Origin of the sequence: Paenibacillus barcinonensis, from assembly GCF_003217495.1 — a bacterium.
Classification (GTDB): domain Bacteria; phylum Bacillota; class Bacilli; order Paenibacillales; family Paenibacillaceae; genus Paenibacillus; species Paenibacillus barcinonensis.
This window is the reverse complement of sequence record NZ_QJSW01000012.1, coordinates 37,341-51,872: the sequence shown is the minus strand read 5'-3', so window position 1 is coordinate 51,872 and position 14,532 is coordinate 37,341. Positions and strand designations below refer to the sequence as shown.

The 14,532-nt window shown below is 47.9% G+C and carries 15 protein-coding genes; 5 read left to right on the top strand and 10 right to left on the bottom strand.

Going from position 1 to position 14,532, the window contains the following annotated elements:
- Window positions 1-216: 216 nt before the first annotated feature.
- Together DFQ00_RS17975 and DFQ00_RS17970 are read right to left on the bottom strand one after the other, a co-directional pair.
- The gene (locus DFQ00_RS17975) at window positions 217-996 is read right to left on the bottom strand and encodes a sirohydrochlorin chelatase (RefSeq protein ID WP_110897861.1); all 780 of its coding nucleotides are present in this window, start codon (window positions 994-996) and stop codon (window positions 217-219) included.
- Between the two features lie 3 nt (window positions 997-999).
- On the bottom strand, window positions 1,000-1,290 hold the full coding sequence (locus DFQ00_RS17970; RefSeq protein ID WP_017690665.1) for a YerC/YecD family TrpR-related protein: 291 nt from the start codon (window positions 1,288-1,290) through the stop codon (window positions 1,000-1,002).
- A 497-nt stretch (window positions 1,291-1,787) separates the two neighbouring features.
- Between DFQ00_RS17970 and DFQ00_RS17965 the strand changes: the two genes are divergently transcribed.
- Together DFQ00_RS17965 and DFQ00_RS17960 are read left to right on the top strand one after the other, a co-directional pair.
- Window positions 1,788-2,420 carry a tyrosine protein kinase gene (locus DFQ00_RS17965; RefSeq protein ID WP_110897860.1) on the top strand — a complete coding sequence of 211 codons (633 nt, stop codon included), beginning with the start codon at window positions 1,788-1,790 and terminating at the stop codon, window positions 2,418-2,420.
- Between the two features lie 124 nt (window positions 2,421-2,544).
- A complete protein-coding gene (locus tag DFQ00_RS17960) occupies window positions 2,545-3,633 on the top strand; it encodes a DNA alkylation repair protein (RefSeq protein ID WP_110897859.1) in 1,089 nt (362 codons plus the stop codon).
- Window positions 3,634-3,761: 128 nt separating this feature from the next.
- Here DFQ00_RS17960 and corA read toward each other — a convergent pair whose 3' ends face one another.
- From corA to DFQ00_RS17940, 4 genes are all read right to left on the bottom strand, one after another.
- Window positions 3,762-4,721, bottom strand: coding sequence for a magnesium/cobalt transporter CorA (gene corA / locus DFQ00_RS17955; RefSeq protein ID WP_110897951.1), 960 nt, complete (start codon window positions 4,719-4,721; stop codon window positions 3,762-3,764).
- 449 nt (window positions 4,722-5,170) lie between these two features.
- On the bottom strand, window positions 5,171-6,160 hold the full coding sequence (locus DFQ00_RS17950) for an inorganic phosphate transporter (RefSeq protein ID WP_110897858.1): 990 nt from the start codon (window positions 6,158-6,160) through the stop codon (window positions 5,171-5,173).
- A gap of 14 nt (window positions 6,161-6,174) precedes the next feature.
- Window positions 6,175-6,789 (bottom strand): DUF47 domain-containing protein, encoded by a 615-nt coding sequence (locus tag DFQ00_RS17945; RefSeq protein WP_110897950.1) that lies wholly within the window; start codon window positions 6,787-6,789, stop codon window positions 6,175-6,177.
- Between the two features lie 236 nt (window positions 6,790-7,025).
- Window positions 7,026-8,096, bottom strand: a complete 1,071-nt coding sequence (locus DFQ00_RS17940; protein WP_244213911.1) for a DUF3048 domain-containing protein — start codon at window positions 8,094-8,096, stop codon at window positions 7,026-7,028.
- A 348-nt stretch (window positions 8,097-8,444) separates the two neighbouring features.
- Between DFQ00_RS17940 and DFQ00_RS17935 the strand changes: the two genes are divergently transcribed.
- Window positions 8,445-8,981: a DoxX family membrane protein gene (locus tag DFQ00_RS17935; RefSeq protein ID WP_110897857.1), complete on the top strand. Its 537-nt coding sequence runs from the start codon at window positions 8,445-8,447 to the stop codon at window positions 8,979-8,981.
- Between the two features lie 175 nt (window positions 8,982-9,156).
- Entirely contained in the window at window positions 9,157-9,369 is a 213-nt protein-coding gene (locus tag DFQ00_RS17930) for a hypothetical protein (RefSeq protein WP_110897856.1), read from the top strand.
- A gap of 347 nt (window positions 9,370-9,716) precedes the next feature.
- Here DFQ00_RS17930 and DFQ00_RS17920 read toward each other — a convergent pair whose 3' ends face one another.
- From DFQ00_RS17920 to DFQ00_RS17910, 3 genes are all read right to left on the bottom strand, one after another.
- On the bottom strand, window positions 9,717-10,502 hold the full coding sequence (locus DFQ00_RS17920) for a DODA-type extradiol aromatic ring-opening family dioxygenase (protein WP_110897854.1): 786 nt from the start codon (window positions 10,500-10,502) through the stop codon (window positions 9,717-9,719).
- A gap of 113 nt (window positions 10,503-10,615) precedes the next feature.
- On the bottom strand, window positions 10,616-11,446 hold the full coding sequence (locus DFQ00_RS17915) for an alpha/beta hydrolase (protein WP_110897853.1): 831 nt from the start codon (window positions 11,444-11,446) through the stop codon (window positions 10,616-10,618).
- A 297-nt stretch (window positions 11,447-11,743) separates the two neighbouring features.
- Window positions 11,744-11,977 (bottom strand): hypothetical protein, encoded by a 234-nt coding sequence (locus tag DFQ00_RS17910; protein WP_110897852.1) that lies wholly within the window; start codon window positions 11,975-11,977, stop codon window positions 11,744-11,746.
- 414 nt (window positions 11,978-12,391) lie between these two features.
- Here DFQ00_RS17910 and DFQ00_RS17905 point away from each other — a divergent pair, with 414 nt between their 5' ends.
- Window positions 12,392-13,195, top strand: coding sequence for a DUF1129 family protein (locus DFQ00_RS17905; RefSeq protein WP_110897851.1), 804 nt, complete (start codon window positions 12,392-12,394; stop codon window positions 13,193-13,195).
- Between the two features lie 120 nt (window positions 13,196-13,315).
- Here DFQ00_RS17905 and DFQ00_RS17900 read toward each other — a convergent pair whose 3' ends face one another.
- Window positions 13,316-14,302 (bottom strand): AraC family transcriptional regulator, encoded by a 987-nt coding sequence (locus DFQ00_RS17900; protein ID WP_110897850.1) that lies wholly within the window; start codon window positions 14,300-14,302, stop codon window positions 13,316-13,318.
- Window positions 14,303-14,532: the final 230 nt, after the last annotated feature.

Here is a 14,532-nt window from a genome sequence, read left to right as displayed (position 1 = left end):
TGAATAGATACACAATGAATAAATACACAATGAATAAACTTATTTCGCTGTATGCGCTTGGAAACACTGCTGGTTGCATAGCTTTACTACCACGAAGAACACACAAAAAAAACGGCATCTCTGCCGTTTTTCATTCATTCAAACCCCGAATCTCCCGATTCAAGGGTCACTATTTACTTTTTCGTAAAATCAAAACCATTCTCTCTCAAGCTGTATCTATTCATCCGCCTGATTACACCGCTCCAGCAAATACTGAATTTGCCGCTCCAGCCACTGACCGAGCAGCGGATGAGGCAGCAGCGTCTCCCCGCTATATGCATAGTCCAGACCTTGAAGCCGATCCGGGATGACCTGACGCGTGAAATAACCGGCGCTCAGAAACAGTGGTGCCACGATCACACGACTTCCACGCTCTTCGCTCCAGTATTTCGCCTTGTCATGCACACTCTCGGGATTAAGCAACGCGTAATCTGTATGAGCTACACCGCTAATATCCTGTACGCGTCGAGCAAGAGAAGCTATGCCGGCTTCCCATCGCTGACGGAACCCATCATGGATGCTTCCATGTCCAATGAGCAGGATGGTCTCCTGTTCGGGCTGCCGTGACAGTGACTGGACCTTGTCCCATACCATGACCGCGATATCAGGATCATCATCCACCGGATAACCGAAATGAACACGAGCCTTCACCTCGAATGGTTCAAGGTCTGTCTCCCGTTCAGGCGCTTCCTTGGCTCCAATCGCATATTCAATCTCATCCACATGTGTGCTTCCAGACGAAACAAAGAGAGGTACAACCAGTATATCTGTTACACCTTGAGCTTGCAGACGGTTAATGCCGTCCTGGATCAAGCGTCCTTCCACCAATTCCAGAAATCCGGCTTCAACAGGCAGCGGGTCAGGCAGATGCAACCGGGAGATCGCGTCATCGACGGATTCCACCCAGGTCTTCTCCTGAGAACCGTGACTAATGATGAGTACACCCGGCTTCTTCATCATTTATCGTCCCAGGCGTTCCAACGTCATTTTATAACCGTCGTTACCGTAATTCAGACAACGTTTAACACGTGAGATTGTAGCTGTGCTCGCGCCCGTCTCCGCTTCAATCTGGTTATACGTATTGCCTTTACCAAGCATACGTGCCACTTCAAGCCGCTGGGACATGGATTGAATCTCGTTCACGGTGCAGAGGTCATCAAAAAAGACATAACACTCCTCAATATCCTTCAGTGTCAGAATGGCCTCGAATAGTTGTTCTATACTTTTATCATTTAGCTTTTTCAGCTGCATTTATTTATCATCCCCTAGCGGTTACTGTGTACCTACATTGTACCTACCCTGAGTTGGTATTTCAAGCGTTAACGATTTCACGCACTACAGAATAAAAACACATGTTAACGCTTACAAACAATACTATTGTCCTCCTATCATGGACATTACGCGTAAATAGCGCAATTTATCCCCATTTATAGGGAACTATATCCGATGATTTATCTAGGATTTTAAACAGCCTAATTGTTACAAATTTGTGTCCATCCTTCATTTTTCTTTTGATAGACACCTTCCTGCTCCTCACGGATCATCTGCGCCCAAATCCGCAAATATCCCGTTTCCCGTGATACTCGCCTACGCCGCCTCTCCGCGAATGACATACAGTATATCAAAAGGGAGTTCCACCTTGCTTGTTGTTTCCATATCTCACTCCAGTGATAACTCGATAAAATGCATTCCGGGCTCCTCGGTGGAACGCAATTCCGAAATCTAATACAGAAGGAACGTGATCGTTCATGCCACAGCATTATTACCATCGTCAGCCGGGAACACGGCCGCGTCCGGCTCCTCATGTTCATCGGCAGGCCCATACATCGGCCTATGTGCCTTATGGAGGCGTCCCGCGCTCTCTGAATGAAGCCCAGGTCCAGCCGATGTATCCTGGTGTTGATCCGCATTACCCTGGCTTCGCTGAAGTCGAGGCATCCGGTCTTGTGCCTTACGGGCAAGGTGCACCCGGTGGGGGCTTTCTAGGAGGCGGCACTCCAGTGACCCCTGTTGTTCCAGCTCAGGCGCCTGCATCGTCAGGCGGAACCGGCTTTTCCCTTGCCAATCTGGGGGAGCTCAAAGGTATGATTGACCGCTTCGGCGGTATCGACGGCATCATGAACGGTGTAGCCAAAATGCAGAAGGTCGTTGGCGGTATTCAGCAGATGGCACCGATGATGAAGCTGGTGATGGGCATTCTGCCTTTTGGAAAAAATAAAAATAGCAGCAGTGAAGCGGATGCGGATTTCGAGGAATACTCCAAGCCTCGCCCGCGCAAGCGCCGCAAAAAAACGAACGGTACACAGCGGAAACATACCTCGTCTCCTGCACGCCGTAAAAACTCAACCGCTAAATCGCGTCCCAAAAGACGCAAAAGCTAGTTTCCCTCAGGCACCCCTTACGAAGGCGGGGTGTCTGAATCATTTTTACAGAACAAATATCAAGAACTTATGTTCCCATACAGAGGAAATGAGGTATACTAGAGAATAGATAAGGAGGCAGACCATGGAACTGTTCAAAGACAAGTATACACCCGCTCTGATTGATCGGACCGCTGACCAGCTTCGCCCGTTTTATCCGCAGCTGCGGACACAGCAATTTCGTGAGTTGATCTTTAACAACGGCTGGGAGACACTCGAATTCAAGGCAAGGATTCGCCGCATTACAGAAGCTTTAACACAGGTTCTGCCGGCAGACTATGAAGAAGCGTTACATATTATCGGACAGGCGGCTCCGCAGCTGCGGGGGGTTGAGTTTCTTTTTATCCCTGACTTCATTGAAGTGAACGGGCTTGCGCCAGACAGGTACGAGCTGTCCATGAAGTATCTTGCGATAGTTACACCTTATTCCAGCTCGGAGTTTGCGGTGAGACCCTTTATTCAGCGTTACCCGCTCCAGACGATCAGACAGCTGATGGAATGGACCGAAAGCAGTAATGAGCATATTCGCAGGTTAGCCAGTGAAGGCAGCCGCCCTCGTTTGCCATGGGGAGCCAAGCTTGGTGAATTCATTGCTGATCCAACGCCGGTACTTCCCATTTTGCACGCACTCCGGCAGGACAACTCTCTGTATGTACGAAAAAGTGTAGCCAATCACCTGAACGATATCTCCAAAGATCATGCCGATCTCGTGCTGGATTTAGCGCAGTCCTGGCATGGCCAGCACCCGCATACGGACTGGATTATTCGCCACGCCAGCCGTTCACTGCTCAAAAAAGGGCATCCTGTTGCACTAAGCCTGTTCGGCTACAACAAGCAGGAGGCTGTTCATATTGAAAATCTGAAGCTCGGACGGGATACTCTTGCGACTGGAGAGGAGCTTCCTTTTTCATTCGATGTAGTCAATACAAGCGGGGAACCACAGAGGCTGCGAATAGAATACGAGATCGGTTATATGAAGGCTAATGGCAAGCAGGCCCCCAAGCGCTTCAAATGCTCTGACAAAATGTATGCGGAAGGCCGCACCCCCGTAACTACCAAACAATCCTTCAAGCTGATCACCACTCGCAAATTTTACGCGGGTCTTCATACGCTCACCATTGTTGTGAACGGACAGGAAACGCAGACCGTTTCTTTTGTGCTTGAGGTAGACTAAGCCTACGTTTATGGAACAGGTCACATGGTTACGCTTTTTCACTTATGCACAGTTATGTATCAACGAAATGACTTATTCACATGTGGATAGTCAAATAAAATGAGACAAGGCAGGGCATAACTCCCTGCCTACTTAAACCAGCCACGCTTCACAAACCATGCCACCATACAGCCGCCCAAGACAAACATCAGCAACAGCACGGCACCATATCCGTACTTCCATTGCAGCTCTGGCATGTGGGTGAAGTTCATTCCGTAAATACCGGCGATCAGGGTGAGTGGCATAAAAACGGTAGTAATAACGGTTAATGTTTTCATAATCTGATTCATTCGGTTGGAATTCAATGAAATATAACTATCGCGCAGGTCTGCCGTCATCTCCCGATCCGCTTCAATCATATCGGCCAGCTTGAGTAGATGGTCGTATATATCTGTAAAATACACCGTATGCTCTCCTGATCGCTGAACATGCTGTGAATTAACTACCCGATAGAGCAAATCACGCATTGGAACAACCGTACGTCTCAGCTTCAGCAATCGACTACGCAAGTCAAACACCTGATTCATCAGTTCTTCTACCGACTCCTGACCTCCGCGGTTTTCCAATTCAGCCAGTTCATCCTCAATGGCAAACAGTGACGGAAAATAATGATCCACAAGCTTGTCCATGACAGTGTATGCTGCCGCAACCGGCCCTCTTGCCCAGATGGTTCGTTCATGTGCATGCTGTAGCAGCCGATTCCAGGCTTCATCCACCTCTTCCAGCTTCCCATGATGAAAAGATACCAGAAAGTTCGCTCCCAGAAACAAATCCACCTCTTCCGCCTCCAGTGTAACGGGATTCAGTGCATGCAGCACGAGAAACTGCAAGTCTTCATAATAGTCCAGCTTGGGCCGCTGCAAGACATGCATACAGTCCTCAATCGCTAACGGGTGAAAATGAAAATAGCTGTCCAGCAATCGGCTCTCTTCTTCTGTCGGCTGGTTAAAATCTGTCCATACCCAGGCATATTCGCTCATATCCAGCTGCTCCAGCGGTATGTTCACGGTAACTTGATGATCCCTTGTAATTGCAAGTGTACGAATCATGGAGTAGACCACGTCCTTGTCTCTTGTCAAAGTTATTGCCTATGCTTAAAACCTTTCACTAATCCTGCTCTTATAAAAGATTAACGCCCGGACCCTGTTTACATCATACAACGCCAAAGCCTCGCAAGTCTCTTCTTTACGGATGAAGCGATCACTGCGGATGTATGACCTGATGTTACTCGACACGACAACAAAAAAAGCCAACCCGGTTGGCTTCTCTCATTTCCCCTATCCACACAGTTCCCTGTATCCACAGGAAGATTTCTTTTGGTTTATCATTCCACGGATGGCTATCCACATATCCAGCCTGTCCACAATTTCATGCACAGCCTATTTTCCATATCATTGTTTTAATTATCCACATATCCCGATATTCACATGGTTATAAACAGACCGTTCTTCGGTTCCCTAAAACATATCCACGGATGTGCTGCTTTATATGCGTAGTTTTAGAAAATAATCCAGTATAGCAATCCCGCAAGAGCTGCAGTAATTGGAATCGTAATAAACCACGTAACAATGATCCGCCCAGCAAGTCCCCATTTTACCGCCGAGAAACGCTTAGCCGAACCTACACCCAGAATCGCTGATGTAATCGCATGTGTTGTACTTACCGGAAGGTGAAGCAGCGTTGCCGAGAAAATAACGGAGGCAGCCGACAAATCTGCCGCGAAGCCGTTGATCGGTTCAATTTTAAAGATCTTGGTTCCCATCGTTTTGATGATTTTCCATCCACCAATGGACGTTCCAAGAGCCATCGCTGTTGCTGCAGAGATTTTTACCCACAGCGGTACTTCGAGATGATCCTGTACTTTGGCCGCGACGAGCGCAAACGTAATAATCCCCATCGCTTTCTGCGCATCGTTGGTACCATGTGTAAATGCCTGCAGTGCAGCTGTGAAAATCTGTACGGTACGGAAGCCTTTATTCACGTTATGCGGACTGCGTTTGGCAAATACATATTTAAGAACCGTCATGACGATATAACCTATTGCAAAAGCAATCAGAGGTGATAGCAGCAATCCTGCGACGATATCTGTGAATCCGCTCCATTTTACTTTGTCCGAGCCCGCTCCGACAAGGACTGCACCTGCGAGCGCTCCAATCAATGCATGTGAAGAGGAAGAAGGAATTCCAAACCACCAGGTCACCAAATTCCATATGATCGCGGCAATCAAGGTAACGATGACGACCTCGATGCCGTTATCCAGCTTGGTGGGATCCGTCACGCTCCCCCCAATCGTCTTCGCAACACCTGTAAACATCATCGCACCGACAAAGTTCATCACAGCTGCCAAAATAATAGCACGGCGCGGCGTCAGTGCACGTGTTGATACCGAAGTCGCAATAGCATTGGCTGTATCATGAAAACCATTGATGAAGTCAAACGCCAGTGCAAGGAAGACGACTATACCTAATACCCAAATCGTTGTTTCCATTAGTCTCTGGCTCCTTAAGAATTACGCATGATGATGGACTCAAGAACGTTTGCAACATGCTCACAATCATCCGTTGTCGTTTCAAGACGTTCATAAATCTCTTTACGCTTGATCAGCTCAATCGGATCGGATACTGTAGCGAACAGATTCTTGATACAGTTACGCAATACCTCGTCACCCTGGTTTTCCAGATCATTCAGACGAATAGTGTACTCACGAATCGCCAGCAATTTTTTCTGGGACAGCAAATGAATCGCCTTTTGAATTTCATAAGCCGATTGACGCAAGATTTCTGCAAATTGAACGATATATTCGTCCGGTTCAACCAGTTGGTACATATAGAAACGGGAAGCTGTTGCTTCGATTCCGTCCAATACGTCATCAAGAGTTGTTGTCAGCTCCATAATATCATCGCGTTCGATCGGCGTGATAAATGTTTTGTTCAGCTCTGTAATGATGGTGTGTACATAGTCATCACACTGCGACTCGTACTTTTTCATTTCATTAGCAAAAAGAGTTACATCCTGAAGGTTGGAAACATGCTGGGAGAAATAATCTGCCGCTTGAACCACCGTGTCTGCCATGTTCTCCAGTGTTTCAAAAAATATATCCTTCTTTTTCTTCTTAATCTTCATAGCTCTATCCCCTCTTCGAGAAATTGCGCTGATAACCGATGAAACATGAAATGACAACCTTTGATATCTTATCATATTTGTTTCATGGTTTGTACAAAAGCTGCGATGCTTTTTTATATTCTTCTCATATAAGCCTGAAATGAATCTTAATTATTTGGAATTATGGCAAAATCAGACTCAAATTTTACATTGCGTTTACATTTCTTCAGGAAAATCGCTCCAGAAATCCATCATGATAGCTGGCCAAGCTTCACATGATCTGCAAATTTCGGGGTGTTCGGAACGATGTTGATGAAGGTTTTACCGGGTACAAGATTCATCTCAACTCCGTCCTGCACGAAACGTATGATATCCCCTTTTTTCCTCACCCACTGCCCGCGGATCATTTTACCCTTCTGAAATAGCATCGCTTCCCCGCCTTGATCCACGTTAACAGACAATCGGCCGACATCATCGAGCACCTTGTGATCCGCTCCGGCAACAATGATGTTAGCTGCGCCAAGCTGATTTCCATTATCTTTGTCCTGATCAGGCTTCCCGTTCACCATTCTCATATATCGTCCGCTAACTTCATCATAATCATACGTTACTTTGTAACTATTCAATAAATAGTGGATATCAAATTGCTTCACAGCCTCTCCTGCCGAGGTAGAGCCTTGCTCGTCGTATCTATATACAGGAGATTGAAACTCATGGCTGTACCCCCTCTTGTCCGCACCTTCTCTAAGCTTCTCGACAGAGGTATACAGATTGTGGGGCGCCTTGCGCTCCTTGGAGCGCCAGAAATAAGGGCCTCCATTCGAAATTTCATCCATGTGCTGCTTCTTCTGTTTCTGCAAAATAGAATAGGCCTCCGGGCTGCCCCCTGCATGCACAAGCACACCATCATAGCTTTCCCCCAGCTCAATCAGGTACGGACGAATGCTGCGCACAGGGCCAACAGCATCTTCACCGCCTTCACTTTGGAAAACGGCGATAAAACGAGTAATCCCACCTTCGGCAAGCACCTCAATAATAATGTCTGCTGCGCTTAGCCCGGATTGAGGACGTGCCGCTGGTGCATTGTTAATCATGACAGCCAGCGGGCGATCCGTAGGTACCTTCTCCACAGCCAGACCAGTTAAAGGTGCTGTAAACGCATGGTCAGCAGGCTTCTCCACCGACTGCTCTTCCTGCATAGGTGCAGGTGCTGGCTCCGGCTGAGGAGCCTGCGCTTCCTTATCCTGACAAGCGGAAAGGCTGATGGCAAGTAGACAGCCTGATGCTGTCAGTAATCCCTTTTTCCAAGAAAACGAATTCAATATAAAACCTCCTGAACGATCTGGCTGACTCTCTTCCGATGTCATGTGTGATATTTCTCTCATGCGGGCAACCATCTCACGTATTTCCTTCCATTTAATCACAATGCTTCCGTTTTGTCTGCGTCTGGAAAGCCTTGATGCCGCTCGTTTATCTATTTTGAATCACGCTTTAGGGAAGTAGATGTGTCACAAATGTGAACTTCTTAAACCTTACTTAAAATTTGAACTAGATTGTGATTATTATCACAAACAAAACACGCTCACGATTATACAATAAAGCCATCAAAGGTGATCACTTAGAAAAACAAAAACAAACACACATCAGATTTCATAAAAGGAGTGGTTTATATGTTCAGCTTCAACCAATGGCTTAGAGAAAACAAAGTGGCAATGTGGATTTTAACAGTAATTCGGGTGTATATCGGTTACGATTGGATGACTCACGGCTGGAGCAAGCTGACTGGCGGATTCCAAGCTGGCGGATTCCTCGCAGGAGCACTTGAAAAAGCAACAGGTGATCATCCGGCGGTTCAAGCATGGTGGGCAACGTTCCTTGAAAAATTCGCAATCCCGAATGCCGGATTGTTCGACTTCATTATCCCGCTTGGTGAATTCCTTGTAGGTCTGGGACTGCTCCTCGGATGCTTCACAACCTTCGCAGCTCTGATGGCTATGGTGATGAACTTTGCGTTCCTCTTCTCGGGTACGGTAAGCACCAACGCTCAACTGGTTCTGATGGAAATCTTCATCGTCGTAGCTGGTGCAAATGCTGGTAAAATCGGTCTGGATCACTGGGTTCTGCCTTACCTTCGCGGATTGTTCAACCGCAACAAAACGGTAACTCCTACGACACCAACCATTACACCAACGAAGAAAACAGCCTGATCTCAATAAAATATTAATGCAAAAGCAATCTCAATCCTGCTCCCCTGTGGAGCAGGATTTTTTGATACGGGTTCCCCGTGGCAGAGTGTGATCATTCCTTTGAGACTGGACTTGCTCACCTGTCAGACTCCGTATTATGATTAATATAAAGTAAATCAGAACAAAGGAGTATCCCATGCCAACTCAACGCCGTCTCGAAACAGATGCGGATTTTCAGGAAGCCATGACCTTCAAACATAAAATCCGGGTATTCAAAGATAACCATCAGGTTGATTCAGGAGGCATCATTATCCGGTTTGACGAGAACATCGTTGTGGTGCAATCCAGTGTCAGCGAACTGGCCTATCACTCCCGTGCGGAATGTGAGTTGTTCGAGATTCGCAAATAGGGCTACAAGCTAAACCTCACGCAGTCTGCCCGTGCGATGTCGGTGCTACTGCAGCAGACGCCTGTGACACTTGAAGCACCAAAAAGAGGTTGCTCGCAGTCAGCTAACGGACCGCAAGCAACCTCTCTCCCCATACCACTGTATTCTTAACTTCATTAGGGCGTGTCTTAAAGCCTACTGAAGTGCATCTTTTACCACCTTTTTGCCCCCTGCTGCTTCCCTTTCCCTTAACGTGCCCCGGCACGCCTGCGGAAAACATCCTGGCTTGGAACGATAATTTAAAGGACCTAACCTGCTTCCGAACGATATCCCCATACTTGGACAATATCACGCTCATCTGCTCCAAGTTACACGCCGTCTCCAAACTGCCAGCAGTTCAGACTAAGGGTGCCGTGAGGATAGGCTTGAAATAACCGCCGGGCTGTGCGGGACATATCCGCTGTGCCCATCGCATAGAACAAAGGTGCGATATGCTCCATTCCATAAGAGGGAACTGCCGTCCGCGCATGTGGAGCTTTTTTATCATATTGAAACAACTCTCTTGTGTTCCATTGCTGCAGACGCTCCCCAAGCCAATCATCAAATTCAATGGCCCAGTCCTGCGGCTCGTCATCCTGTGCCAGCATTCTCAGATTATGAACCGTTCCACCGCTACCAACAATCAGCACATTATCATGCCGGAGCTGCTCCAGCATACGCCCGATATCATACTGCTCTTGAGGAGAACGCAGGGAGTCGACTGATACTGCTATAACCGGAATGCTGGCCTCGGGATACATATGCAACAGCGGCACCCACACGCCATGATCCAGCCCTCGTCCATGAACAGGCTGATATGGCAAGTTGCTTCGGGAGAATAACGCACAGATCTCGTTCGCAATTTCAGTCTGCCCGACTGCGGGATACTGTATGTTATACATGGCTGAAGGATATCCGTAAAAATCATGCAGGGTCTGATGGATCTCATCCATCGTCACCGAAGGCACAGGACAGTCCCAGTGCGCAGTAAATACAACGATAGCCTTTGGAGCCGGCAGCCTCTCTCCAAGCTGGTTCAAAAACTGAGTGTAGTCACTGCTCTCCACCGAAAGCAGGGGAGAACCATGCGCAATGAATAGTGCGGGTAATGTCATCGCTGCCAACCTCCAGACACGGATAGGATGCTTACCTCTCTATTTTACCCCGAAGAAGGCGCTTTTCCAAGCTACCCCCCGTGACTTTTGATTTATGACGTTTGACTTATCACTTAGATCATCCAGTGCTGCCAGTTCTCTTCAATCTTCTGACGCTCTCCAAGCCATTCTCTGGTGCGAGTAATGAGCTGTTCCCGCTCTTTACCTGATGAGAAGGTATGATTGCCCTGGAAAATAATTTCCTTGTCGCAACGCCCTTCCTGGCGCATCCAGAAAACCTTCTGATACAGAAACGCATAGTCTACCGGGATGACCTCGTCGGAAGTGCCATGTACAACCAGCACATCCCCGCTGAACTTCACAGCTTCCTGGAAGGGCTGATGTTCTGCCAGTGATTCGAAGAATTTCGGTGTGAACCTGTAGCCGAGATAATCGGCAGCCCCTGTTCTCACACCCTCATCGTACACGTCCCGCCCCGTAATCTTCACAATATCGTTGAACGGGTAGCCTACAGCCGACCACATCACCAGATTCTTAACCCGTTTGTCGCGTACAGCCGTCAACAACGCAACAGCCCCACCCAGGCTATGTCCAATTAAAGTGACACGTGTAGGGTCTACATCACTGCAGTTCACAGCATAATCCAGTACAGAACGAGTTTGCTGGACCATGGACTCCAGTCCCTCTGCTCCATACTCACCGCTGCTCTCTCCGCAACCAATATAATCAAAACGCAGCACCAGATATCCGTCTTCCGCGAGTTCGCGCGCCGTCTTCACAAACAAACGATCCACGCCAATTCGGCTTCCCACAAAGCCATGGCAGATGACAGCCAGAGGCACACGCTGCTGACGTGTCTCCTCTTTAATATTTTTGACAACCGGATAATGAATGGTTGCGGTTAACTCCTCTTCGCCGTGACGGATACTGATCTGACGTTCCATACCGATTTCCCCTTTCCATGACAAGACTATCTATTTGACGTTTATGCTCTACATCATAATTGTAATTGTATTTAATCCGATAAGTTTAATGAGTATTAAGAAGATATTAGTATATTATCATCCCCTCCCCCGTAAGTCAACGCGAGAAATCATCGTTCCGTTTCCTGTGTAGTTGTTCTCTTTTCAATCATTCCGTTGTAAAAAAAAGAGCCTGGCTATACGTCAGCCGGGCTCGAAATATTCATTGTTTAGGGCGTGCCTGCCATAGCATCTGCATGTCTGATTCATGCTTGCTTCCTACTCGTAACTCCTGCGAAACATCGCATGGGTCTCGATTCGTCCGTTCCATTCATGCTGCTGGCCTGCACCATCATTGTCCCAGAAGCTTCTGCCCTGCATATTGTCATCATTCAACTCTTCCCCAAACTCTGCATCCTCCATAGCCTCATCCATCGGTACTACTTCATGCATGTCACCACGCGAATTGCTATTAAGCAGCATCTTACGTGTCAGTTCTGATTGCTTGTCCATCTTCAGCGCCCTCCTATCCATCATTTCGGTTTAAATTTCTACTATTGTGGTGGATTGCACAGCTCTTTATTCACGGTTCACAGAATCGTTGCTTCTTCAAGACGGTCTGTGTATATTCATAGATTCGCAGGGGGAAAATAAAACCAAAATCAAAGGCATTCCCTATCTGGGACGCCTTTCACCGAAAGGAATGAGCTCATGGCACATCTGCTTGCATGGATTCAGCATCATGGAAAGCTGGTGCTCTTATGTACCTGTGTTGTGCTAGCCTGCATCGGGCTATGGGTGAACCATAAGCAGTTATTTTATAAGGAATGACTTTGCGAAACGAGAGCCCTTCCCGTATACTAAAATACCGTCAGGGTCTTCATGAACATGGAGGATCAGAACGTGTGAGGACAGGGGGAGCAAGCATTGGGGATTTCTTATAAGAAGCTGAAAGAAATACAAAATCGGCAAATCACAGAGATGAGCCGGATGACACCAGATAACGTACAATTGTACAACCAGATCAGCACCATTGCACGGCAGTCACCAGCAGATGAGAGGACTCAGGAAGAATGGATTCTTGCCGCAGGTAAAGCGATCGTACAGGCACAGCAGGACAACAAACCTGCCCGCGAACTGTACGGACCTGATCTGGAGAAGGATATTTATGCCCAGCTTGGAATAGGTAAATCACAACCAGGCGTGCAATCAGATTCAAGCACAGCCAGGCAAAAATCCGGTGCACGTTCTAGCCAGAAAAACAAAACCGGCACAGTTCAGCACACGGATCAGGAGGATACGGACGAGCCTGTTCAACGAACACCTAAATGGTACCTGATGATTGCTTGGGCCGCTATATCCGTTGTGCTGCTCATTCAAGGCAGTGCAGGATTATTCTTCGCCATGACAGATGGTGATACCGAGCCCTTCGAGCATATTAGCCTGTTCTCCCTCATCATTGCCGCTGTTGGCGGAATTGCGCTGGTGGAGATGCTGCGTCGATTAGCAGCACGACCAGACGACAAGGGGGCAGACAAACATGTTATGCCCAAAGTTAACGTTCGAGGCATTGCTATTTACGTGGTGATTGTTGTGCTTGTGCTCTTTGTCGGTTACCCGCTTCGGGATAAATTACCTGTGTTCTACATGGCCCCGTGGGTGAGTGCTCTCATTGGCATTGTTGGGCTTGCTCTAATGAGGCCGTTATTTGGGCAAAAGAAGCAGGCATAACAGGATACAGGCAGGTACATAGCCTTTTGTGATCCATATTATCATGAATGTTAAAAAGGGACCGTACGGTCCCTTTTTAGTTATCGTTTTAATTATTTTTCTATTTGTTGCGTTTACGATTTAATTTTTGTGTCTCAGCCCTCCACCAGCGGATTCGGGCCAGTGCTGTGGTGTAGAGCCAACACTCTGCTCCAGCTTGAGCTGATTGCGCTGCTTTACACCTTTACCCGGCGTTTCCCCGAATTCACGTTTGTACATGCGGATGAAATAATTCACTTCCATGCCTACATTCTCGGCTGCTTCCTTCACACTGGCCTGAGGATGCTCATTCATCCACTCCAGTCCCTTATGTAATCGCCAGCGCTGCATGTACTGATGTCCTGTCACACCATAGTGCTGATGAAACAAGCGATTCAGATGCTGAACGGAGTAGCCTGCGGCATCAGCCACATGTTTGAATAACAGATCATCCTGATAATGAGCCTGCATCAAGGCAATGGCCCGATTCAGACCATCCATACCGGCGTCCGAGTGTAGCTGCATTCCTGGCATGCTACTCTCTTGCACTGCACTGTCCACTCCCGTGAAGGAACGCCTGATTTTGGGCTCTGCCGCGAGAGAAGCTGACGCCGCCTCAGGAGACGTAACCTGAGCGAGTTCCAGTATGAACTGGTATACCAAGGCAGAGGTGCTCCACATCGACATCTTGCCAGGGTCCAGCGCCTTCCACAAATCCGTCATCCGTGACCACATCACATCAAACCCGGATACTGTGCAGGCCTCTCTGCGAACCATTCCTGCTGCCTGTAGCACTGATGCCGTTGCATCACCACCGATTCCGATATATGCCAGCTCCCCGTTAGTTTTGGGATGAGGGATGTATTCATGCGCTATGCCTGGTTCGAGTACGAACAGTTGTCCTGCTTCAATAACAAAAGCCGCTCTTCCCGCAATGTTAAACCGCCCCCCGCCACCTCGGGCCATAAACAGCTGATACACCGGAAAGCCATCCGGTCTATGCAGCCCCTTTTCTTCCTGCGTACCCACACCGTACAGGTACAAAGGCATTCGTGAATCCGGACGCCCGGTCAAACGAAACGCTAACATGCCATCCTTCCTTTCAGCTTATGAGCTAATCGCTCTCTAGCCTTTATTATCCTTCGTTTGATGGCAGGTCAACAATGGCCCAAGGAACCCTTTTCAGGGCTAGATTCGCCCGAAAATAAGGACATTGGTCACGGCGTTGGCGGATGCTGTCGTTTGACGATAAGGGAGAAAAGGAAAAACTCCCTTTCCGGGAATGGAAGGGGAGTCTGAAGGTACCGTTATTAAGCTCG